General features: G+C 60.8%; 18 protein-coding genes. 8 read left to right on the top strand and 10 right to left on the bottom strand.

Annotated elements, in window-relative coordinates; all coding sequences use genetic code 11:
- Position 1: 1 nt before the first annotated feature.
- A complete protein-coding gene (gene odhB / locus ACIQ36_RS06745; protein ID WP_395827249.1) occupies positions 2–1,222 on the top strand; it encodes a 2-oxoglutarate dehydrogenase complex dihydrolipoyllysine-residue succinyltransferase in 1,221 nt (406 codons plus the stop codon).
- 52 nt (positions 1,223–1,274) lie between these two features.
- Here the strand turns inward: odhB and ccmB are convergent, their stop codons facing one another.
- The 3 genes from ccmB to ACIQ36_RS06730 form a co-directional block, all read right to left on the bottom strand.
- Positions 1,275–1,934 carry a heme exporter protein CcmB gene (gene ccmB / locus ACIQ36_RS06740; protein WP_395827246.1) on the bottom strand — a complete coding sequence of 220 codons (660 nt, stop codon included), beginning with the start codon at positions 1,932–1,934 and terminating at the stop codon, positions 1,275–1,277.
- An 89-nt stretch (positions 1,935–2,023) separates the two neighbouring features.
- Positions 2,024–2,557 (bottom strand): RNA polymerase sigma factor, encoded by a 534-nt coding sequence (locus ACIQ36_RS06735; protein WP_395827243.1) that lies wholly within the window; start codon positions 2,555–2,557, stop codon positions 2,024–2,026.
- An 8-nt stretch (positions 2,558–2,565) separates the two neighbouring features.
- Positions 2,566–2,772: a DUF2892 domain-containing protein gene (locus tag ACIQ36_RS06730; protein ID WP_395827240.1), complete on the bottom strand. Its 207-nt coding sequence runs from the start codon at positions 2,770–2,772 to the stop codon at positions 2,566–2,568.
- A 134-nt stretch (positions 2,773–2,906) separates the two neighbouring features.
- Between ACIQ36_RS06730 and ACIQ36_RS06725 the strand changes: the two genes are divergently transcribed.
- Positions 2,907–3,794, top strand: coding sequence for a LysR substrate-binding domain-containing protein (locus tag ACIQ36_RS06725; protein WP_395827238.1), 888 nt, complete (start codon positions 2,907–2,909; stop codon positions 3,792–3,794).
- A 95-nt stretch (positions 3,795–3,889) separates the two neighbouring features.
- Here ACIQ36_RS06725 and ACIQ36_RS06720 read toward each other — a convergent pair whose 3' ends face one another.
- Together ACIQ36_RS06720 and ACIQ36_RS06715 are read right to left on the bottom strand one after the other, a co-directional pair.
- On the bottom strand, positions 3,890–4,339 hold the full coding sequence (locus ACIQ36_RS06720) for a Dps family protein (RefSeq protein ID WP_395827235.1): 450 nt from the start codon (positions 4,337–4,339) through the stop codon (positions 3,890–3,892).
- A gap of 45 nt (positions 4,340–4,384) precedes the next feature.
- Positions 4,385–6,223 (bottom strand): ABCB family ABC transporter ATP-binding protein/permease, encoded by a 1,839-nt coding sequence (locus ACIQ36_RS06715; protein ID WP_395827232.1) that lies wholly within the window; start codon positions 6,221–6,223, stop codon positions 4,385–4,387.
- Positions 6,224–6,294: 71 nt separating this feature from the next.
- Between ACIQ36_RS06715 and ACIQ36_RS06710 the strand changes: the two genes are divergently transcribed.
- Positions 6,295–7,116: a ComF family protein gene (locus ACIQ36_RS06710; RefSeq protein WP_395827229.1), complete on the top strand. Its 822-nt coding sequence runs from the start codon at positions 6,295–6,297 to the stop codon at positions 7,114–7,116.
- 32 nt (positions 7,117–7,148) lie between these two features.
- Here ACIQ36_RS06710 and ACIQ36_RS06705 read toward each other — a convergent pair whose 3' ends face one another.
- The 3 genes from ACIQ36_RS06705 to ACIQ36_RS06695 form a co-directional block, all read right to left on the bottom strand.
- Positions 7,149–8,669, bottom strand: a complete 1,521-nt coding sequence (locus ACIQ36_RS06705; protein WP_395827226.1) for a methyl-accepting chemotaxis protein — start codon at positions 8,667–8,669, stop codon at positions 7,149–7,151.
- Between the two features lie 326 nt (positions 8,670–8,995).
- Complete coding sequence (locus ACIQ36_RS06700) at positions 8,996–9,505, bottom strand: c-type cytochrome (protein ID WP_395827223.1); 510 nt, start codon at positions 9,503–9,505, stop codon at positions 8,996–8,998.
- Positions 9,506–9,789: 284 nt separating this feature from the next.
- Positions 9,790–10,776, bottom strand: coding sequence for a LacI family DNA-binding transcriptional regulator (locus ACIQ36_RS06695; protein WP_395827220.1), 987 nt, complete (start codon positions 10,774–10,776; stop codon positions 9,790–9,792).
- 220 nt (positions 10,777–10,996) lie between these two features.
- Here ACIQ36_RS06695 and ACIQ36_RS06690 point away from each other — a divergent pair, with 220 nt between their 5' ends.
- Genes ACIQ36_RS06690 through ACIQ36_RS06670 form a run of 5 tightly spaced genes read left to right on the top strand, consistent with a single transcriptional unit; the run spans position 10,997 to position 17,821 of the window.
- A complete protein-coding gene (locus tag ACIQ36_RS06690; RefSeq protein ID WP_395827218.1) occupies positions 10,997–12,277 on the top strand; it encodes an ABC transporter substrate-binding protein in 1,281 nt (426 codons plus the stop codon).
- A gap of 21 nt (positions 12,278–12,298) precedes the next feature.
- Complete coding sequence (locus ACIQ36_RS06685; protein WP_395827215.1) at positions 12,299–13,324, top strand: carbohydrate ABC transporter permease; 1,026 nt, start codon at positions 12,299–12,301, stop codon at positions 13,322–13,324.
- A gap of 1 nt (position 13,325) precedes the next feature.
- A complete protein-coding gene (locus tag ACIQ36_RS06680) occupies positions 13,326–14,390 on the top strand; it encodes a carbohydrate ABC transporter permease (RefSeq protein WP_395827212.1) in 1,065 nt (354 codons plus the stop codon).
- A gap of 18 nt (positions 14,391–14,408) precedes the next feature.
- A complete protein-coding gene (locus ACIQ36_RS06675; protein WP_395827209.1) occupies positions 14,409–15,488 on the top strand; it encodes an ABC transporter ATP-binding protein in 1,080 nt (359 codons plus the stop codon).
- A 17-nt stretch (positions 15,489–15,505) separates the two neighbouring features.
- Entirely contained in the window at positions 15,506–17,821 is a 2,316-nt protein-coding gene (locus ACIQ36_RS06670; RefSeq protein ID WP_395827206.1) for a TIM-barrel domain-containing protein, read from the top strand.
- 155 nt (positions 17,822–17,976) lie between these two features.
- Here the strand turns inward: ACIQ36_RS06670 and mmsB are convergent, their stop codons facing one another.
- Both mmsB and ACIQ36_RS06660 read right to left on the bottom strand, forming a co-directional pair.
- Complete coding sequence (mmsB, locus tag ACIQ36_RS06665) at positions 17,977–18,873, bottom strand: 3-hydroxyisobutyrate dehydrogenase (RefSeq protein ID WP_395827203.1); 897 nt, start codon at positions 18,871–18,873, stop codon at positions 17,977–17,979.
- 24 nt (positions 18,874–18,897) lie between these two features.
- Positions 18,898–20,397, bottom strand: a complete 1,500-nt coding sequence (locus ACIQ36_RS06660) for a CoA-acylating methylmalonate-semialdehyde dehydrogenase (protein ID WP_395827200.1) — start codon at positions 20,395–20,397, stop codon at positions 18,898–18,900.
- Between the last annotated feature and the right edge of the window lie 77 nt (positions 20,398–20,474).

Here is a 20,474-nt window from a genome sequence, read left to right as displayed (position 1 = left end):
AATGGCCATCGAAATCAAAGTCCCCACCCTGGGCGAATCGGTCTCGGAAGCAACGGTAGCCAAGTGGCTCAAAAAGGTTGGCGATTCGGTGAAGGCCGATGAAGCGCTGGTCGAGCTTGAAACCGATAAGGTGACGCTGGAAGTGAACGCCCCGGCGGCGGGAACGCTCACCGATATCGTCGCGGCCGAAGGCGTGACCGTCGGTGTGGCGGCCCTCCTCGGCGTGATCGGTGGCGATGGTGCGGCTAAGCCCGTTGCGGCTCCGGCGGCTGCCCCGGCCCCGGCCCCCGCACCCGTTGCGGCCCCCGTGGCGGCGGCTGCTCCGGCTGCGGCCCATGCACCGCTTCCGGCAGCGGCTAAGCTGATCACCGAGAACAACCTCTCGGCCTCGACGATCCCCGGTTCCGGCAAAGATGGCCGCGTGACCAAGGGCGATGTGATCGATGCGTTGGCGGCGAAAGTCGGCACGGCCCCGGCAGCGGTTGCCGCCTCGGCTCCGGTGTCCTCCGGCCCGCGCGACGAGCGCGTGCGGATGACCCGCCTGCGCAAGCGCATCGCCGAACGTCTGAAGCAGGCGCAAAACACCGCCGCCATTCTCACCACCTTCAACGAGGTGGATATGTCGGCGGCGATGGCGTTCCGCACTCAGTACAATGACGCTTTCGAAAAGAAGCACGGCGTAAAGCTCGGCTTCATGTCGATCTTCGTGAAAGCCTGTATCGCCGCGCTGAAAGAGCTTCCGGCGGTGAACGGCGAAATCGATGGCGATGAAATCGTCTATAAGAACTATTACGACATCGGCGTTGCCGTGGGCACCGAGCAGGGCCTGGTCGTGCCGGTCTTGCGCGATGCGGATGCGCTTGGTTTTGCCGATATCGAAAAGAAGATCGCCGAGCTTGGTAAGCGCGCCCGCGACGGCAAGCTTGCGCTGGAAGATCTCCAGGGCGGCACCTTCACCATCTCCAATGGTGGGGTCTATGGCTCGCTCCTGTCCACGCCGATCCTGAATACGCCGCAGTCCGGTATCCTTGGGATGCACAAAATCCAGAAGCGCCCGATGGTGATTTCGGACAAGGCGGGTGACCGTATCGAAATCCGCCCGATGATGTATCTGGCGCTCTCCTACGATCACCGCATTATCGATGGCCGCGAAGCCGTGACCTTCCTTGTGAAGGTGAAGGATCTCATTGAGGATCCTCGCCGCCTGCTGTTCGATATCTAAGCGTAACGGTTAAAGAAAACCCCCGCCGGAGCGATCCGGCGGGGGTTTTTGTTTAATCGCTCACCGCTAATCGTAACGCTCCTGCAACGACCATTGGCGCGAGCGGCAGAGCGACGGCGAGCAACGCGCCCAAAACCAGTAACGCCGGGCCAGCCCCCAGCCCCGTTGCCGCGCCTTCCACCGCGCTGACGCCGAAGATCAGCACCGGTAGCACCAGCGGCAGCACCAGCAGCGGCACAAGCGCCCCGCCCCGCCGCGCGCCCAGCGTCACCGATGCGCCGATGGCCCCGATCAGGCTCAGGCAGGGCGTTCCAAGGGCCATGGAGAGCAGAAGCGCGCCATAGGCTTCGGTGGGCAGATTGAGCATCACGCCGAGCAGGGGCGAGAGCAGCAGCAGCGGCAGGCCGGTGGTAAGCCAATGCACGGCGATTTTCGTGGCGGCGAACAGGGCCAGCGGCTGCGGCGAGAGGGCGAGCAACTCCAGCGTTCCGTCGGCATAATCCGCCTCGAACATCCGGTCGAGCGACAGCATGGCGGCGAGCAGGGCCGTGACCCACACGATGCCGCTGGCAATCCGCCCCAACAGCATGGGTTCCGGCCCCACGCCAAGCGGAAACAAGGTTGCGGCCAGCACAAAAAAGATCAGCACGGGCATCAGGTCCGATGCTTGCCGAAGGGCTAACCGCAGTTCGTGACGAAAGAAAGCTCCCATACCGGTGACTGTACGGGCGGCGCGCGACAGCGTCTAGCGCTCCTCCGTCGCACCGCACCGTCTAGCGCTCCTCCGTCGCACCGCACCGTCTAACGCTCCTCCGTCGCGCGGGCGAGCAAGTTTTGCCGGATCACCGCGCGGGCGCGGTGCAGGCGGCTTTTTACGGCGGGGACCGATAGGTTCACGCGCCGCGCAATATCGGCCAGGGTCTGCTGTTCCCCGTCGCGCAACAGCAGGATGCGGCGGTCTACCTCGGGCAAAGCGGCAAGGCTGCGGGCTAGGTCAATCCGCAGATCGGGCAGGGGCCGGGCCGCAAGCAGCTTTTCACCCGAATCCTCGAGCGTTTCGAAACCGAAAAGAGGGGAGAGGGCACGATAGCAGGCGCGCTGAACGATCCGCATCAGCCACCCGCTGAAGGCGGCGACCTTCTGAAGATGGCCAATATGGCGATAGAGCGCGATCAGTGTATCTTGCATCGCATCATCAATATCGCCCGCGCGGGCACAGTAGCGCTGGGCGTAACGGCGAATATCGGGCTGGGTGAGATCGAGCAAGAGGGCCAGCGCCCCCGTATCCCCGGCCTGGGCGGCTTCGATCACGCGGTTGGGAATAGGGGGGCGCATTCGGCTCCTTACGCTTTTCGGTCAAGTCGTCGCCCGGCAAGCGCGCAGGCGGGGCAGAAGCCGATAATGCCGGTTAGAATAGCTGTAATGCCGCCGATAATCAGCCCGCCGCTCCAGGCGGGGGAGGTTTGCAGGAAACCGGCGGCGATCAACCCGCCGCCAATGAGAAAACGCAGTACCCGTTCCCAAACCGGAATGTTTTTTAACCAGAACATGAAACGCACCCTTCGTGTTTCGACACCTCCCCATGAGGGGCCTCATCTCTTAAGAGCGGCCGAATCGGGCAAAGGGTTCACGAGGGCATAAAAAAAATCTGGCGTCGGCGGGGCGCTTGCGCTGATGTGGCGCGATGAGCCGCCGTTTGCCCCCCCTCAATGCCCTGAAAGCCTTTGAAGCTGCTGCCCGCACCGGCAGTTTTACGGCGGCGGCGGCGGAATTGGGGGTGAGCCAAGCGGCGGTGAGCCAATTGGTGAAGGGACTGGAAGCGCGTCTCGGCGTGGCGCTGTTCGAGCGGCGTGGGAATATCCTCTCCCTCACCCAACGCGGCGCGGCCTATGGCCCGGTTTTAACCGATTCGTTTGATCGTATCGCTCTCGCAACGGAAAAATTGGCGACTCAGCCGGAAGGGGTGCTGACCCTGGCGTGCGGCCCAACGGTGGCGATCCGCTGGCTGATCCCCCGCCTGCCCGAGTTTCACCGCCAGCACCCGAGCTACGAGGTGCGCCTCTCAACCTCGGTGATGGTGGAGGAGGCGGGGCCGGTGTCGCTGCTGGCGGAGGGGATTACGGCGGCGATCCGCCTGACCGACCAAACCGGACTGCGGCCGGATGGGTTGATGGCGGAACCCCTCTTTACCGCCGATCTCTTTCCGGTGGCATCGCCCAGCGTCGCCGCCCGCCTGCGCCGCCCGACCGATCTCACCGGGGAAACGCTGCTGCATGTCCGCCACGCCGAAGACGAATGGCCGATTTGGCTGCGCGCGGCGGGGCTCGCGCCGAAAATGGGCACGGCGGGCGCGCTCTGGTTCGATTTTCATGCTTTTGCGCTGCAAGCGGCGCTGGACGGGCTTGGCGTTGCCCTCGCGCGTCGTCCGTTCGTGGAACAGGATTTGGCGGCAGGCCGCCTCGTCGCGCCCTTCGATCTCAGCGTGCCGAAAGGGGCGGCTTGGTGTCTGATCTATCGTCCCGATTCCGAAATGATCCCAGCGTTTGAGGCATTTCGCGCGTGGCTGCGGTGATGTTCATATCGGTATCGCAATAAAACCCGGTTCCCCAAGGGCAGATCTGCCCTTGGGTGGGGTTGTTAGGGGTAAAGCCCCCTAAGTCATCGTCCTTAGCCCAGCAATGCCGAGAGCATCCACGCGGCTTTCTCGTGTTCGGTGACGCGGCCCGTGGCCAGATCGGCGCTGGACTCATCACCGGCGGCTTCGGCGGCTTTGATAACGGCATAGGCCGCTTTGGCAGCGGTCAGATGATCGTCGCGCAGGGCGGTAATCATCTCGCGCGCGGGCGGATGCCCGGCGGTGCTTTTAACGCTCGCGCGGTCGGTAAACTCGCCGAAGGAGGCTGGGGCCGGGAAACCGAGGGCGCGGATACGCTCGGCAATCTCGTCGACGGCACCGGAGAGCGCTTCGTATTGATCTCCAAACAATTGGTGCAACTGAACGAAATCGGACCCGACGACGTTCCAGTGATAGTTCTGGGTTTTGAGCGCCAAAATATAGCTATCGGCCAGCAGCACGCCGAGGGCAGTGGCGACATCTTGATTGGAGTGTTTAGCCATAATGCGTCTCCTTGATTAGAATAATTCCAATATACCCGAAGGGCCTTAGGCTGTCGACGGGTTAAGGGCGGGGGGCGGGCCTGCATCTTCTGCAAGGTCGCTCAACTGCTGCTGCCACATACGGGCATAACGCCCATTGCGCACCAAAAGTTCCGCGTGGCTACCGCGTTCGGCCACTTCGCCTTTGTCGAGAACCAGGATTTCATCGGCCCCGATCACCGTGGATAAGCGGTGCGCTATAATCAAGGTGGTGCGGTTTTCGGAGACCTGATCGAGACTTTCCTGAATCTGCTTTTCGGTCTTGGTATCGAGCGCGCTGGTGGCTTCATCGAAAATCAGCAGGCGCGCGCGCTTCAAGATGACGCGGGCAATGGCCACGCGCTGCTTTTCACCGCCCGAAAGCTTCAAGCCGCGCTCACCCACCTTGCTTTGATAGCCGTCGGGGAGTGATAGAATGAAATCGTGAATCCGGGCTAGGCGCGCAGCTTCTTCCACTTCCGCCGGGGTTGCGTCGGGGCGGCCATAGAGGATGTTGTAGTAGATCGTATCGTTGAACAGCACGGTATCTTGCGGGACGATGCCGATGATCTTGCGCAAGGAGGATTGCGAAACGGCGCGAATATCCTGGCCATCGATGCGGATTGCGCCATCTGTTACGTCATAGAAACGGTACAACAGGCGCGACAGGGTCGATTTCCCTGCGCCGGAGGAGCCGACAACGGCCAAGGTTTTGCCTGCGGGAATTGTAAAGCTGACACCCTGCAGAATAGGGCGGCGGGCGTCATAGCCGAAATCAACCGCATCGAACTGCACTTCGCCGCCATCGACGACAAGCGCGGGGGCGCCTTGGGTATCGGCGACTTCGCGCTCAACCCGCAGCAGGCTGAACATCTGCTCCATATCGGTCAGCGACTGACGGATCTGGCGGTAGACGAAACCCAAGAAGTTGAGCGGCATATAAAGCTGAATAAGGAAGGTATTCACCAGCACCAAATCGCCCACGGTCATGCTGCCGTCGGCAACGCCTTGCGCGGTCATGCTCATGACAGCAATCAGCCCGATGGCGATAATCGTGCCTTGGCCGACGTTGAGGGCCGAAAGACTGACTTGGCTGCGCACGGCGGCCTTTTCATAGGCCTGCAGGGCCTTATCGAAGCGGTTTGCCTCGTGCAATTCATTGCCGAAATATTTAACCGTTTCATAGTTCAACAGGCTATCGACGGCTTTGGTGGTGGCTTCTGAATCGCGGTCGTTCATCTCGCGGCGGTATTTCGTGCGCCATTCGGTGAGGACAATGGTGAAAACGATGTAACCGATAATGGTGGCAAAGGTGATGGCGGCATATTCAATGGAATAAAGGTTCCAGAGGATACCGCACACCAGGGTGATTTCCAGCAGCGTCGGCAGAACGTTGAACAGCATGAACTGCAGCAGAAATTCAATGCCCTTGGTGCCGCGCTCAATGGCGCGCGACAGGCCGCCGGTTTGCCGGTCCAGGTGAAAGCGTAGAGAGAGCGCATGCAAATGCTTGAACGTATCGAGCCCCACCCGGCGAATGGCGCGCTGAGCGACTTTGGCAAACACGGCATCGCGCAATTCGCCGAACGCCTGGCTGAGCACGCGCAGCACACCATAGGCGATGATGATGCCAATGGGAGCGAGGATCAGGCCGTCCACGCCCTTCGCGCTCAAGGCATCGATGGCGTGTTTGAAGAGAATCGGCACGTAAACGCCCGAAATCTTCGAGAGACTGAGCAAGGCGAGCGCCAGCACAACGCGGGTTTTCAGCTCGGTTTCGCCCTTTGGCCACAGGTGCGGGGCGAGCGTGCGCAAGGGCGATTCGCGGTCGGGCTTAGGGGAGGCTTGAACGGAAGGGGCGGTCACGAGACTATCCTTGGTGAATGCACAGAGCGGCGCCGGGAAATGTCGAACCGCGAGGCTAAGGGGTTAACGCTGTGAAGGCAAGCGCGGCTTCAGGGCTTCTTCGGGGGCTTCATTTCCTAACGCATCCGCTGGCGGTGATGCTCGACTGGGCTTTGCCGCGCCGCTGCCTGCGCTGTGGTGTATCGGTTTCGGGCGGGGCTCCTTTGGCGGGGCTTTGCCCCGACTGCTGGCCGCAAGTTCGCTTCCTGACCCCGCCATTCGGAACGCGGCCCTTATGCGCCTGTTGCGGCGTGCCCCTGGGCGGCGTCGAGAGCGGCGTCTGCAGTGCCTGCACGCGCCAGAAGCCGCGCTTTCGGCGGGCGCGGGCCGCCCTCCTTTACGATGAAATAAGTAAGCCGCTCGTGCTGCGCTTCAAGCAGGCCGACCGAACGGAAGGTGCCGCCTTATTTGCGGCCTGGATGGTTCGGGCGGGTGGGGAGGTGCTGGAAGGGGCGGATTTACTGGTTCCGGTGCCGCTCCATCGCCTGCGTCTGCTGGGACGCCAGTTCAATCAGGCGGCGCTCCTGGCTCAGGCGATTGGCCGACAAACGGGGATTCCGACCGCGCCGACGGCCCTGCAGCGTATACGGGCAACGGGCAGCCAAAAGCAGCGGAGCCGGGCCGAGCGCCGCCGCAATCTTCGCCATGCTATCAGCGTTGCGCCCGGTTGGGCGGGGCAGCTTGCGGGGAAGCATATTGTCGTGGTGGATGACGTGCTGACGTCGGGGGCTACGTTGGATGCGTGTACGACCTGCCTACTTCAGGCCGGGGCTACCTCGGTTCAGGCTCTCGTGCTCGCGCGGGTTCCCGCGCCCGACGATCCCGAGCGGCAGATCGGGGCTCGGCCAGATTAACGCCGAACCCCGTCTAACCGATCTGGCCTGGATTACGAGGCGTTGCGGATATCGTTGATGAAACCCAGCACGCGGGCGCGCAGCCCATCGACGTTCGTTGTAATCGCGCCTGCCGACTGAAGCACGGTCGTTACCGCGCCATTCGTGCGGTCGGCCGACTGCGACACGGTAACGATATTCTGCGACACATCCTGAGCGCCGCGGGCCACTTCTTGCACATTGCGGGCGATTTCCTCGGTCGCGGCTTTCTGCTCTTCCGCAGCGGCGGCGACGGTGGAGGCGATTTCGCTGATCTTGGCAATCAGGCCTGCGATACTATCGATATCCGAGACGGCGGCGCGGGTGGCTTCTTGAATGCTACCGATTTGGGTTGCGATATCGTCGGTCGCTTTGGCGGTTTGATTGGCGAGGCTTTTGACTTCGGACGCCACGACCGAGAAGCCTTTGCCAGCATCGCCCGCGCGGGCGGCTTCGATGGTGGCATTCAGCGCCAGCAGGTTGGTTTGCCCAGCGATATTGCTGATCAGACCAACGACAGTGCCGATTTTATCGGCGGCTTCCATAAGCTGCGCCACAGTCTCGGACGCTTTGCTGGCTTGGATTCGGGCCTGATCGGTCATCGAGGCCGAATAGGTGACTTGACGGGCGATTTCGAGCGAGGAACTGCTAAGTTCTTCGGTTGCGGTCGCCACCGTGCCGACGGTTTGGGTGGCTTGCTCGCTCGCCGTTGCCACCAGGGCCGAACGGCGCGTGGTCTCCCCAGCGGTAGTAGAGAGAATATCAGCGGTCGAGCGCATATCAACGACCGAGCGGGTTAGGGATTCGACCATTTGGCCAACCGTATTTTCAAGGTCGGTCGCCATGGCGTTCATGCCCTCTTTGCGCTGAGCTTCGGCGGCCATCCGCTCCGTGCGCCGCTCGGCAGAGATTCGATCCATTTCCAGTGCGTTATCTTTGAAGACTTGAACGGCGCGGGCGATATCGCCGATTTCATCGTGCCGGGTTGTGCTCGGCACGTCGACGGCACGATCACCACCGGCCAGCTTGCCCATCGCTTGCGTTAGTTGGCGTAATGGGCGTGCAATTGCGCCGAAGGAGAAGAAAACTGCCAGTGCCAGGAGCGTGACCGTTATAATCGTTTGAATAATGGCTGTGGTAATTGCGTCTCTCTCGGCCTGTTCTACCCGGCCAAGCCCAAAACCAACCTCGAGAGCGCCCAGCTTTTCGCGATTGCCGCCGTCTTGGTAGATGACGTCGCGTTTTTCGGTCAGGCCCGGCGTAACCCCGGCTTTCACGCTTTCCGCAACCATTTTACCATTGGCACCGATCACGCGCGCATGGGCAAAATTGCTATCCTTGGCAATTGCCGCCAGAATGGACTTAATCTGCCCATCCGACAAATCCCACAGCGGTCGCGCGAGGGCGTCGGACTGCATCTCGGTAATGCGCTGCAACGCTTCCTCTAAATCTTTCATCACGTTGGTTGTGATGCGAAAATAGCCGTAGGTTGACGCTGCGATCTGAATCAGCAGTGCCAATACGGAAATGAGCATGATTACGCGCGTTTGTATGTTGATTTTCATTCGGCTCTTCGCTTTCTGCGCACACCCTAGCGCCATCTCGACACGTCACCCATCGATCATAATAGGCGGTAAAGGTAAAAAAATCACTACACGTCATACTGTTAAAGCATAGGTTGACACTGTTCAGGCGGCATTAATTCTCATTGTATGTATAGAATGTTATTCATATTATTCTTAAATTCGCAAAAATGTGACAATGGGCCTCATCTTGTTTAAGAAAAGAAGCCGATCAGCAATACTGTCGGCTTCTAAAGTTAACTCATTCAAATTCTATGAATATTCGTCACATTATTTTGTTACTGCGGCATAATCATGGTAAGGTAAGGCGCATTGGGTTTCTCCGATGGGCCGACCAGTGCTGGGGTGGCGTTCTTGATCGGTTTTAGGCTTTTCAGATAGGCTACCAGTGCCGACGCGTCGGCATCGGTTAGCTTACTGTAGCTCATATAGGGCATGACTGGAGCGAGCTGACGGCCATCGGGACGAACGCCCGCGCGCACAGCCTTAATGATATCCGCTTCGCTCCAGGTGCCGATGCCGGTTTCGCGGTCCGGGGTGAGGTTTGACGGATAGAAGATACCGAGCCCAGGAATTTGAAAACCGACCTCGGACCCCGCCAACGGGCGCGCCATATCGGGTTTCCCAAAAAAAACGCCCGGCGTGTGGCATCCGGTGCAGTCCATGATCGCCGCGAGGTAGGCGCCGCGCTGAACCTTGGGGTTGGGTTCTGCCGCCTGTACAGTCGGCGCAAACATCGCAAATGCGCCTAGGAGGGCGACGGGGAGAATTGTGGGCAGTTTAAGCATAGGGATAAATCTCCGGTCGAATTGGCGAGAAATTCCTTGCAGGTGCCGGGCTCCGTTAGATTTAAGGAGGGGAGATATGCCTCGACGCCGCCTCAGGTCTCCGGCAGAGCCGCTTCTTCTGCTTGGAATTTCGGGAAGACGGAGCATGATTGTAATTAGTATGTAGCGAGTCAATATTAAGATATTGCTAAAAATACTGGGTCAACGAAGGGAAGGACAATTTGCTAAAAATTTCGGCAAAGCAGGCGGCGTTACCCGGTAAAACGGCCAGGCGCTGAGGCGATTTATTGCGGGAAGCGAAACGGCATGATCCGGTCGCTATCGGGTGCGCCCGACCAGATACGCTCGAAACTCTCGACGATCTGTTGACCATAGTCGGCATAAGGAATTTCCAAGGATCGCAGCCAGGGGGCTACCCAGGCGTTCAACGGGGTGCCGTCGATGCTGATCAGGGCGCAGTCGGTGGGAATCGCAACCCCTCGCTCCAGCGCGCGTCGGTGAACGCCGTAGGCGATTTGATCGCTGACGCACAGAATGGCGTCGGGTTGAGGGCCTGAGGAGAACATCCGCTCGGCACCGTCATAGCCGATTTGGAGATGGGAAAGCCCGTGCCCCGTCTCCTCCCGGACGGGAGACAAATTTGCGCCATGCTCCCGAAGGTGCGTCAGAAAGCCGTCGACGCGCTCTCGGGCGGCCGAAAAAGCATTATGGGGGTAGATAACGGCAGGCGCTTTACGGCCTTCGGCTAGGAAGCGCGCGGCGACAGCAGCCCCGGCGCGGCGATTATCGATCCCCACAAAGGTGCCCGAGCCGTTCGGCGCGCGGCGGGCAACAAAGACCAGCGGCGCACCTTGAGTGGACAACTCGGCCAGACCGGGGCTCGGGACGGCGGCGACAAGCACGAAGCCCTTCACGAACTGTGCGCGCATCGCCTCTATATACTCATCCTGCAAATCGGCGCGATCATGAGTATCGCACAGGATCATTACATACCCCGCGCTCCTGAGCGCGGCTTCGGTGGACGAAGCGATGGTTGCCATTGAAGGATTATCGAGATTGGCGATCAGCATAGCCACCACGCGGCTTTCCCGTCGCCGCAAGGCGCGACCAACGGGGTTGGGGCGGTAGCCGACGGCCTCAATGGCCTCCTGCACGCGCTTCACTGTCGCCGCCGACGCCCGCTTGGTTTCGCCATTGACGATGCGGGAGACGGTCGACACCGAAACCCCAGCCCGGGCTGCAACCGTAGCAAGCGAAATTTCGTCCGACATGGCCCTCTGCACAATCCTTGAGATCCTTCCTTTGTTTCATCCAGGCAATCGATTGTCGAGGCGAAAAATGCGGGTTGACAGGCTTGGCAAACGTTTGCCAAATATCGAAGAGGCTGAGAAAAAACAGCTCGAAACTGGGGCTGCCCTCGTTCAGGATGATGGCAGGCCTAAAATAGATAAGCTCCGCGTGCCACGCGGGCATCTTGGGAGGAAACCGATAATGCGCGCTTTCAAACCGCTGTTGCTTGCCCTTTTTTCGACCACGGCCATCAGCCTTTCGGCCTTTGCCCAGACGACCACGGTCCGTATGACCTGGTATTCCGACGGCAATGAAGGGGAGGTTATGGCTGATCTCCTCAAACGCTTTAAAGAGGCCAATAAAGATATTGATGTCGTTCTCGACGAAGTGCCCTTTAAGGCAATTAACGAGAATTTGCCCGTACAAGTGGCCTCCGGCCAAGGGCCCGATATCGCCCGTGTCGTCGATTTGGGCGGCATGTCGCGCTTTGCCCTCGATCTGCGGCCCTTGGTGAAGGATCCTGCCTATTGGGATGCCAATTTCGGCCCGTTCCTGAACTGGATGCGCGTTCCCGGCGATAACACCTCGATTCCGGGTCTGATGACGCAGCTTACGGTCACGGGCGCCTTTGTGAATAAGACGTTGTTCGACCAAGCGGGCGTGAAACTGCCGAAAGAAGGCGCAACCTGGGAAGATTGGGCCAAGGCGGCGCAAGAAGTGGCGAAGGTAACGAAAGCGCCGTTCCCGATTGCGATTGACCGGTCCGGCCACCGCTTCTATTCGATGGCCCTGTCGGAAGGCTCGCAGGTTTTCGGGGGCGATGGTTCCCCGGCGGTTATTGACGATGGTTTCAAGCGCGCGGCTCAGCGCGTTTTCGATTGGCACAAGTCCGGCGTTATGTCGAAGGAGCTTTGGGGCTCGGTCTCGGGCGCGGCCTATCGCGGGGCCAATGACGAGTTCAAAAATGCCCAGGTCGTCATGTATGTCTCGGGCTCGTGGCAGACCGGCCAGTTTGCCAAGACCATCGGCGATGCTTTCGATTGGGTCGCGGTTCCGAACCCCTGCGGCGCGGGAAGCTGCACCAGCATGCCGGGCGGCGCGGGCTTGATGGCGATGAAATCGACCAAAAACCCCCAAGCCGTAGCGCGGGTGATGGATTACCTCGCCAGCGAGCCGGTAATGAAAGAGTTTTATTCCCGCTCGCTGTTCGTGCCGGGGCATGTCGGTCTTGCCAATCAGGGCGTGCCCTATCCGAGCGCCAGCAAGCCCGCCGAAGCGGCCTTGAAGGTCTTCACGCAAAACGCCACGGCGACCACGCCAACGGCTTACCTGACCCAGGGCTATACCTATAACCGCATTATCTTCAACGCTGTGATTAGCCGTTTGGGCCAAGCGATTGCAGGGGAAACGACGCTGGACGCCGCTTATGAGCGGATTACGGCGGATGTGACCCAGCAAATCGCCGAACGCACCAAAAAGTAACCGCGCGGCAGGATCACGGACATGACGGTCGATCAGCACGGCGCACCGCGCCGAACGGTTACGGCTGCGCTGGGCGCGGTTTTCGGACCGCCTCTTGCCCTCGTAATGCGGGGCCTCGATATTCCGATGAAGGCGCTTCAGCGCCTCGTCGGGGTACGGCATATGCCGTATTTCTTTCTAGCCCCGAATTTTTTGCTGTTCGGCCTGTTCGTGTTCCTGCCGATTGCGATCAATATCGTCTACTCGGTCACGGGCGGCGCGGCGCTTTTCCCATCGGAGCGTCCTTACGTCGGAGCCGAGCAGTACGAATATCTATTCGACTGCAAATCTTACCTGGACCCCAATACGTGCCGGGAAGATCATTTCTGGCGCGGGGTGCGCAATACGATCATTTTTGTCTTCTTCCAAGTTGGCGCGATGGTCTTGTTTTCGCTCATCACCGCGCTGGTTTTGAATAAGAAGATCTACGCACGCGGCTTTTTCCGGGCGGTCTATTTCTTTCCTGTTCTGCTCTCGCCCGTCGTTGTTGCGCTCATCTGGAAATGGATTTTGCAGCGCGATGGACTGTTGAACGCCGTCCTGACCGAGTTTGGCGGGGAGAAGGTGCTGTTCTTCATCGATCCGAGTTGGGCGATGTTTTGGGCGGTGTTCGTGTCGGTTTGGGCGCATATGGGCTTCTACACGCTCATTCTGCTGGCGGGGCTACAGGCGATCCCGGCGGACCTTTATGAGGCGGCGGAAATGGATGCGACCCCCCGGTGGCGCACGCTAACCCGTATCACGCTGCCGCTGCTCTGGCCGAATATGATCGTCGTAATCGTGCTGGCGCTGATTAAGGGTGTGCAGACTTTCGATGAAGTCTTCGTGCTGACCGGCGGCGGGCCGGGCACGGCAACGCTGATGATCGTGCAATATATCTACGAAACCGCGTTTTCGAATCAGGTGCAGAACTTCGGCCTTGCTGCCGCTGCCTCTGTCGTCCTTGGGCTGGTGCTGTTCGCGCTGACGCTGCTCCAGCTTCTTCTCGCCCGGCGAAAGGAAGTTTGAGATGGCCACACTCACGCTTGGAAAGCTCGTAAAGGCCCGGCGCGGCGGGGCAGGGGCACCGCTGCATTGGACCGATCTAGCTGCTTACGCCTATCTCGCGCTTGGGGTGGTGTTGATGTTCGGGCCGGTGCTCTGGCTCGTGCTGTCCTCCTTCAAAACCCAAAGCGCGCTGTTGGAGTTTCCCCCCTCGCTGCTGCCGATGGCGCAGGTGGAGGTGATGGTTCCCGGCCACCCGAACCCGCTGCCGCTCTTTAGCGTGCCGCAAAGCGATGGGACGGTTAAGGAACTGGCTCAGGTTCGCCGCATTGGCATCGTCGCCCAAATGGTTGATCCGAAAAACCCGAGCGAAACGTTCCGCGTGCCGATCAACGCCCGCGAGCCGGTTCGGAAAGCCGCGCTGGCGTTGGAGAATTATACCGAGCCGCTGGAGCGCTTCGCTTTTATGCGCTTCCTCGGCAATTCGGTCTTCGTGACGGTTGTTGCGACCCTCATTACGCTGCTAACCAACTCCATGGCGGCCTATGCGCTGGCGGTTTACGACTTCCGAGGCAAGGGCGCGGCGATGCTGGCGGTTGTCGGCACCTTGATGATCCCGATTACCATCGTGTTGGTGCCGGTTTATTTGGTCATTACCGAGCTTGGTATGGTGAACTCGCTCTGGGCGGTGATCCTGCCCGGTGCCGCCACCCCGACCGGCGTGTTCCTGCTGCGGCAATATATGCTGACGCTGCCGAAAGACCTGATTGAAGCCGCGCGGATGGATAAGGCTTCGGAGTGGCAGATTTACTGGCGCATCGTGCTGCCGCTCTCCATGCCCGCTTTGGCCGTGCTCGCGATTTTCTCGATCATGTGGCGCTGGAACGAATTCCTCTGGCCGCTGGCCGTGCTGACCAAAACCGAAGTCTATACGCTGCAAATCGGTCTTAACGCCTTCCAGGGCGAGCTTCAGACCCAGTGGCATTACCTCTTGGCGATGACCGTCGTGACGCTTCTCCCCGTCGCCCTCGTCTTCGTCTTTCTGCAACGCTTCATAACCACGGGCATCGGCTCGACGGGGATGAAATAAGCGACCGGATGCTTTCCCATGGCTGATTTGAAGATTAAAGGCGCAACTAAAGCCTTCGGTGCGGTCAAAGTGCTGCACGGGATCGATCTCGACGTGAAGAACGGGGAGTTTGTCGTCTTCGTCGGCCCGTCCGGCTGCGGGAAGTCGACCCTATTGCGCGTTATCGCCGGGCTTGAAACCGTCACCGACGGCGAAATTGAAATCGATGGCGTGCGGGTCACGCATCTGCCGGCCTCCGACCGGGGCCTTGCGATGGTGTTTCAATCCTACGCCCTTTATCCGCACATGAGCGTTGCCGAGAATATGGGCTTCGCGCTGCAAAACATGGGTTTGAAGAAGCCCGACATTGAGGCGCGTGTTAAGCGCGCCGCCGAAATGCTGCGCCTCACCGAGTATCTGCACCGGAAGCCGAAAGCGCTTTCGGGCGGCCAGCGCCAGCGCGTCGCCATTGGCCGGGCGATTGTGCGCGACCCCAAGATTTTTCTGTTCGATGAGCCTTTATCCAATCTCGATGCCGAGTTGCGCGTTGCCACCCGCAAAGAACTGGCCGCGCTCCACGCCGATATCGGCGGCACGATGATCTACGTTACTCACGATCAGGTCGAGGCGATGACGCTGGCCGACCGTATTGTCGTGCTGCGCGCCGGGCGGATCGAACAGGTTGGCGCGCCGCTGGAACTCTATAATCATCCCGCCAATCTGTTCGTTGCGGGGTTCATTGGCTCGCCGCGCATGAATTTGCTTCCCGCGACCGTTGAAGCGCGCAACGGCGGCCTTGGCCTCAACCTTGGCGGGGCGCACCTGCCGCTGCCGTTTGCCGCGCCGGCGCTCACCCCTGGCGCGTCCGTAACCCTTGGCATTCGGCCCGAGCATATTTCCATCGTTCCGCAAGATGGGATGGTAACACTCACGCTCGATCTGCTGGAGCAACTCGGCGGCGAAACCTTCTTCTACGCTTCGGCCCCCGGCCTGCCGCAGATCACGCTGCGCCAAGATGGCCAAGTGCGGTTGCAGCGCGGCGACACAATCGCCGTGCGTTTCGATCCCCAGCACATTCACCTATTCACTGAAGACGGCACGGCGCTCGCCCGTCCCTGATCGATCTGGAGAGACCCATGAAAGCTCTGACGTACGGCCAGTATCGTGGCCGCGACGGTAATGCGGTGCTGTTCGACCTTGGCGCGGGTGGCAAACCGCTGGCGACCTTGCGGGTTGCTATTCTCGAAGGCGATATCGGGCGCGTCACCTTGAAGCGTCCCGACGGCTACCGGCTGGATCGTGGCTGGCAGATCGCCCCCGGCGGGTTGGAGCCCAGTTTCGAAGGCCGCGCCCGCGATGACGAAAGCGGCTTTGCCCATCCCGCCGCGAAGGTTGCGGAAAGCGACGGCAAAGTAACGCTGTCGGCGGGCGGGCTGAGTGCCGAGATTCGCCTCGATCCGTTCGGTATCGACTGGCGGCGGGACGGCGAGGCGGAACCCTTCCTGCAAGATCGCCCGACGCAGGCCTATCTTCTGTCCCGCAAAACCCATGTGGTTACGCACGTCATGGCGCGCCACGCCGACGAGGGCCATTATGGCTTAGGCGATAAGGCCGGGCCGCTCGACCGCACGGGCCGCCGGTTTGCCATCGATGCCGTCGATCCTTGCGGTTTCGACGCCGAACTGTCTGACCCGCTTTATAAGATGCTGCCGTTCTTCATCGTCGATGGGCCGCGCGGCGCGCACGGGATCTATTACGATAATCTCGCGAAAGCCCAGGTGGATTTCGGCTGCACGCTCGATAATTACCACGGGCTTTTCCGCTTCTATCAGGCGGAAGATGGCGATTTGGATTATTACGTGCTGGCCGGGCCAACCGTCCCCGCCGTCACGCGGCGCTTCTCCTGGCTCACTGGCGGGCAGGCGTTTGCGCCGCGCTGGTCGCTGGGCTTTGCCATGACGACGATGACGATTGCCGACGCGCCCGACGCCGACGCGCGCATCTCGGCCTTTATCGACGAGTGCCGCCTGCATGGCATTCGCTGCGACAGCTTCCATTTCGGGTCGGGCTATACCTCGATCAATGGGCGTCGCTACGCCTTCAACTGGAACCGCGACAAGTTTCCCGATCCTGCCGCGACCATGGTGCGCCTGAAGGCGGCGGGCATGCAGCCGGTGACGAACCTGAAACCCTGCCTGCTCGACGATCATCCGCGTTTGGGCGAGGCCAAGGCGGCGGGCGGTCTGGTGCTCGATTCCGAAACCGGCGCGCCCGCGATTGCGCAATTCTGGGATGGGCTCGGCTTCCATCTCGATTTCACCAGCCCCGGCGGGCGGGACTGGTGGGCGAATGGCATTCGCACGGCGCTGCTCGATTATGGCGTTGCCTCGGTGTGGAACGATAATAACGAGTATGAGATTTGGGACGAGGATGCGGTGTGCGCGGGCGACGGTCGTCCCTTCGCCCAAAGCCTCGCCCGCCCGGCGCAAGCGCTGCTGATGCACAAGCTCGCTTACGAAACCCAACTGGCCCATGCACCGGAAAAGCGCCCCTATGTGATCACCCGCGCCGGGTGCGCGGGCGTGTCGCGTTACGGTCAAACCTGGTCGGGCGATAATGAGACGGCGTGGAAAACCCTGCGCTATAATCTCACCCAGGGGCTCAATATGAGCCTGTCGGGCTTTTATAACATCGGCCACGATGTTGGCGGCTTCCACGGCCCGGTGCCGACGCCGGAACTCTTCGCCCGCTTCGTCGAGTTTTGCTCGCTGTGGCCGCGCATGGTGATGAACTCGTGGAAGGAAAACGGCGTCGTCAATACCCCCTGGATGCATCCGGAAGTGCTGCCCCAGGTGCGCGACGCCATGAACCTGCGCAACCGGCTGATCCCCTATCTCTACACCCAGATGTGGCAGGCGGCAGCGCAGGACATCCCCGCCGTGCGCCCGCTTTTCTGGGATTTCCCGGAGGATGCCGGGGCGAAATCGGTGGAAGATTCCTTCATGCTCGGCCCGGACCTGCTGGTCGCGCCGGTGCTGGAGCAGGGCGAGACGACACGGTCAGTCTATCTACCCGCCCATCCCGGCGGCTGGTACGATTGGCACAATGGCACTCACTATGCGGGCGGTGCCCGCGTGACCGTGCCTGCGCCCTTAGGCCGGATGCCGATCTTCGCCCGCGCCGGGGCGATTGTGCCCGTGGATGATGGCGCGGGTCTCACCGTGGTCGCGTTCGGCGGCGTGGAGGTCAGCGGCTCGGCACAGGTCTATCTGGACGATGGCGAAACCATTGCGTGGCGCGCGCAAGGCGCGGTTCTGACCTTCCATCTGACCTCGACCGGCAGCGAAACCCGCCTGACCGTGGAAAAACCGGCGCATGTCGGCCCGATCACCGTCGTGCACATCGGCGGTGGCGGGTTGACCCTCGCATCGCCCGACCTCGTTTCGAAATAAAGAGTGCGGATAACGGGCTTCGGTAATCGGTCGGAGGGCGGGCAGGGTTTCGGCAGGTTTCCCGTCGGCGACCTGCCTAAACCTGACAAAAAAAAAGAAGCGCAGGGGCTGCCTGCGCTTCAAGTTCTTGGGAACAGAAAGATAAAGCCTAAACGTTAGGCGATTGCTCCGGCACGCAAATGATTGACGATGCCGGAGAAGTCGACTCCACCTTGCTCCGCGTCCACCATCGCGGCGTAAAGACGGGTTGCCGCTGCCCCCAAGGGGGTCGTGGCTCCCGCGCTCGCGGCGGCGTCTTGGGACAAGGTGAGGTCTTTCAGCATCAGCGCGGCGGCAAAGCCGGGCTGATAGTCGCGATTGGCCGGGCTTGTCGGCACCGGGCCAGGAACCGGGCAATAGGTGGTCAGCGACCAGCATTGACCGGATGAGGTGGACGATACGTCGAACAGCGCTTGCTGCGATAAGCCAAGCTTTTCGGCCAGCACGAAGGCTTCGCTGACGGCGATCATCGAAATACCGAGGATCATATTATTGCAAATCTTCGCCGCCTGACCGGCCCCGGCGTCGCCGCAATGGACGATCTTCGTGCCCATGGCCGCTAGGATCGCCTCGGCCCGCGCGAAGGCGTCTGTGCTGCCGCCGACCATGAAGGTCAAGGTGCCGGCCGACGCCCCGCCAACGCCGCCCGACACGGGCGCATCCAGCGCATCCGTCCCTTTAGCAGCGGCGAGCGCCTGGGCCTTGCGGGCTGACTCCACATCGATTGTGGAACAATCGATCAGCAAGGTTCCCGGTTCGACCGCCGCAATGATGCCCTGCGGCCCGTCATAGACGCCGAGTACATGCTTGCCGCTGGGGAGCATGGTCACGACGATTTCCGCCCCGGCCACGGCTTCCGCCGGGGAGGCTGCGATTGCGACCCCCGCCGCTTCTGCCGCCTCGAGCGCCGCCGACACCAGATCGAAACCCGTAACGCGGTGCCCCGCCTTCACAAGATTCGCCGCCATCGGCCCGCCCATATTGCCGAGCCCGATAAACCCAATGGTCGCCATGATTTCCCTCCCGCCGTGGTCGAACTAGCTCATCGTCGGAATAACAAAGCTGGCACCGTCTTTGATACCCGTCGGCCAGCGGGAGGTAACAGTCTTCGTTTTGGTATAGAAACGAACAGCGTCGGGGCCATGCTGATTGAGGTCGCCGAAACCGGAGCGTTTCCAGCCGCCGAAAGTGTAATAGGCCAGCGGCACGGGAATAGGCACATTCACCCCGACCATACCAACATCGACGCGCGCTGCGAAATCGCGCGCCGCCCCGCCATCGCGGGTGAAAATGGCGACGCCATTGCCATATTCATGATCGTTCGGGAGGGCGAGAGCCGCCTCATAGGTATCGGCCCGCACGACCGACAGGACGGGACCGAAGATTTCCTCTTTGTAAATCCGCATCTCGGGCGTGACATTGTCGAACAGACAGCCGCCCATATAGTAGCCGTTTTCGTAACCCTGCATCTTGAACCCGCGCCCATCGACGCGCAGCGCCGCACCTTCGGTGACGCCAAGATCGACGTAGGATTTCACTTTTTCCAGATGCTCGCGCGTCACCAGCGGGCCGAAATCGGCGGCAGGATCGGTAGATGGGCCGATTTTAAGGGCTTCGACGCGGGGAATCAGCCGCTCCATCAGCGCATCCGCCGTGGTCTTGCCGACGGGCACCACGACCGAAATCGCCATGCAGCGCTCGCCCGCCGCGCCAAACCCGGCCCCAATCAGCGCGTCGGTCGCCTGATCCAAATCAGCGTCCGGCATAATCAGCGCATGATTCTTGGCTCCGCCGAAGCACTGCACGCGCTTACCCGCTGCGGTGCCGCGCGAGTAGATATATTCGGCAATGGGGGTCGAGCCAACGAAGCCCACGGCCTTAATATCGCGGTGATCGAGAATCGCATCGACCGCCACCTTATCGCCGTGAACGACATTCAAAATGCCTTCGGGCAGACCGGCTTCCAGCATCAGTTCGGCCAAGCGTACCGGCACCGAGGGGGTGCGTTCGGACGGCTTCAGGATAAAGGCATTGCCGCAGGCAATCGCCGGGCCGAACTTCCACATCGGAATCATGGCCGGAAAGTTGAAGGGGGTGATGCCCGCGACCACGCCGAGCGGTTGGCGCATCGAATAGATATCGATGCCCGGCCCGGCGCTTTCGGTAAACTCGCCTTTTTGCAAATGCGGAATGCCGCAGGAAAATTCGATGACTTCGAGACCGCGTTGAATATCGCCCTTGGCATCGACGATGGTTTTGCCGTGCTCCAGCGCCAGCAGCAGCGCCAATTCATCGTAATCGCGCTGCACGAGATCGAGGAAACGCATCATGACGCGGGCGCGCTTTTGCGGATTCTGCACCGCCCAAGACCGTTGGGCAATCTTGGCGTTCTCGACGGCGGCGGCGACTTCCGCCACACTGGCCAGCGGAACTTTGCTGCGCAAGGTGCCGGTCATCGGTTCGAAAGCGTCGGCAAAGCGGCCCGACGTGCCGGAGAGCTTTTTCCCGCCGATGAGATGGTATAATTCTGTCGCCATGGTTCGTTTCCCCCAAATTTTGTTGCGCCCATGTCACTCCGTCGCCCCGATGAAGGCGACGGGTAAATTTGCGCATC

It is taken from the genome of Elstera sp., from assembly GCF_044372965.1.
Classification (GTDB): domain Bacteria; phylum Pseudomonadota; class Alphaproteobacteria; order Elsterales; family Elsteraceae; genus Elstera.
This window is presented reverse-complemented; position numbering and strand designations above follow the sequence as displayed.

Coding starts and splice junctions, on each gene's coding strand:
- ccmB (WP_395827246.1), bottom strand. CDS start 1,934: ATGGGAGCTTTCTTTCGTCACGAACTGCGGTTAGCCCTTCGGCAAGCA.
- ACIQ36_RS06705 (WP_395827226.1), bottom strand. CDS start 8,669: ATGCTCATTTCCGTATTGGCACTGCTGATTCAGATCGCAGCGTCAACC.
- ACIQ36_RS06690 (WP_395827218.1), top strand. CDS start 10,997: ATGCGCGCTTTCAAACCGCTGTTGCTTGCCCTTTTTTCGACCACGGCC.
- ACIQ36_RS06720 (WP_395827235.1), bottom strand. CDS start 4,339: ATGGCTAAACACTCCAATCAAGATGTCGCCACTGCCCTCGGCGTGCTG.
- ACIQ36_RS06670 (WP_395827206.1), top strand. CDS start 15,506: ATGAAAGCTCTGACGTACGGCCAGTATCGTGGCCGCGACGGTAATGCG.
- ACIQ36_RS06730 (WP_395827240.1), bottom strand. CDS start 2,772: ATGTTCTGGTTAAAAAACATTCCGGTTTGGGAACGGGTACTGCGTTTT.
- ACIQ36_RS06675 (WP_395827209.1), top strand. CDS start 14,409: ATGGCTGATTTGAAGATTAAAGGCGCAACTAAAGCCTTCGGTGCGGTC.
- odhB (WP_395827249.1), top strand. CDS start 2: ATGGCCATCGAAATCAAAGTCCCCACCCTGGGCGAATCGGTCTCGGAA.
- ACIQ36_RS06725 (WP_395827238.1), top strand. CDS start 2,907: ATGAGCCGCCGTTTGCCCCCCCTCAATGCCCTGAAAGCCTTTGAAGCT.
- ACIQ36_RS06685 (WP_395827215.1), top strand. CDS start 12,299: ATGACGGTCGATCAGCACGGCGCACCGCGCCGAACGGTTACGGCTGCG.
- mmsB (WP_395827203.1), bottom strand. CDS start 18,873: ATGGCGACCATTGGGTTTATCGGGCTCGGCAATATGGGCGGGCCGATG.
- ACIQ36_RS06695 (WP_395827220.1), bottom strand. CDS start 10,776: ATGTCGGACGAAATTTCGCTTGCTACGGTTGCAGCCCGGGCTGGGGTT.
- ACIQ36_RS06700 (WP_395827223.1), bottom strand. CDS start 9,505: ATGCTTAAACTGCCCACAATTCTCCCCGTCGCCCTCCTAGGCGCATTT.
- ACIQ36_RS06735 (WP_395827243.1), bottom strand. CDS start 2,557: ATGCGCCCCCCTATTCCCAACCGCGTGATCGAAGCCGCCCAGGCCGGG.
- ACIQ36_RS06660 (WP_395827200.1), bottom strand. CDS start 20,397: ATGGCGACAGAATTATACCATCTCATCGGCGGGAAAAAGCTCTCCGGC.
- ACIQ36_RS06680 (WP_395827212.1), top strand. CDS start 13,326: ATGGCCACACTCACGCTTGGAAAGCTCGTAAAGGCCCGGCGCGGCGGG.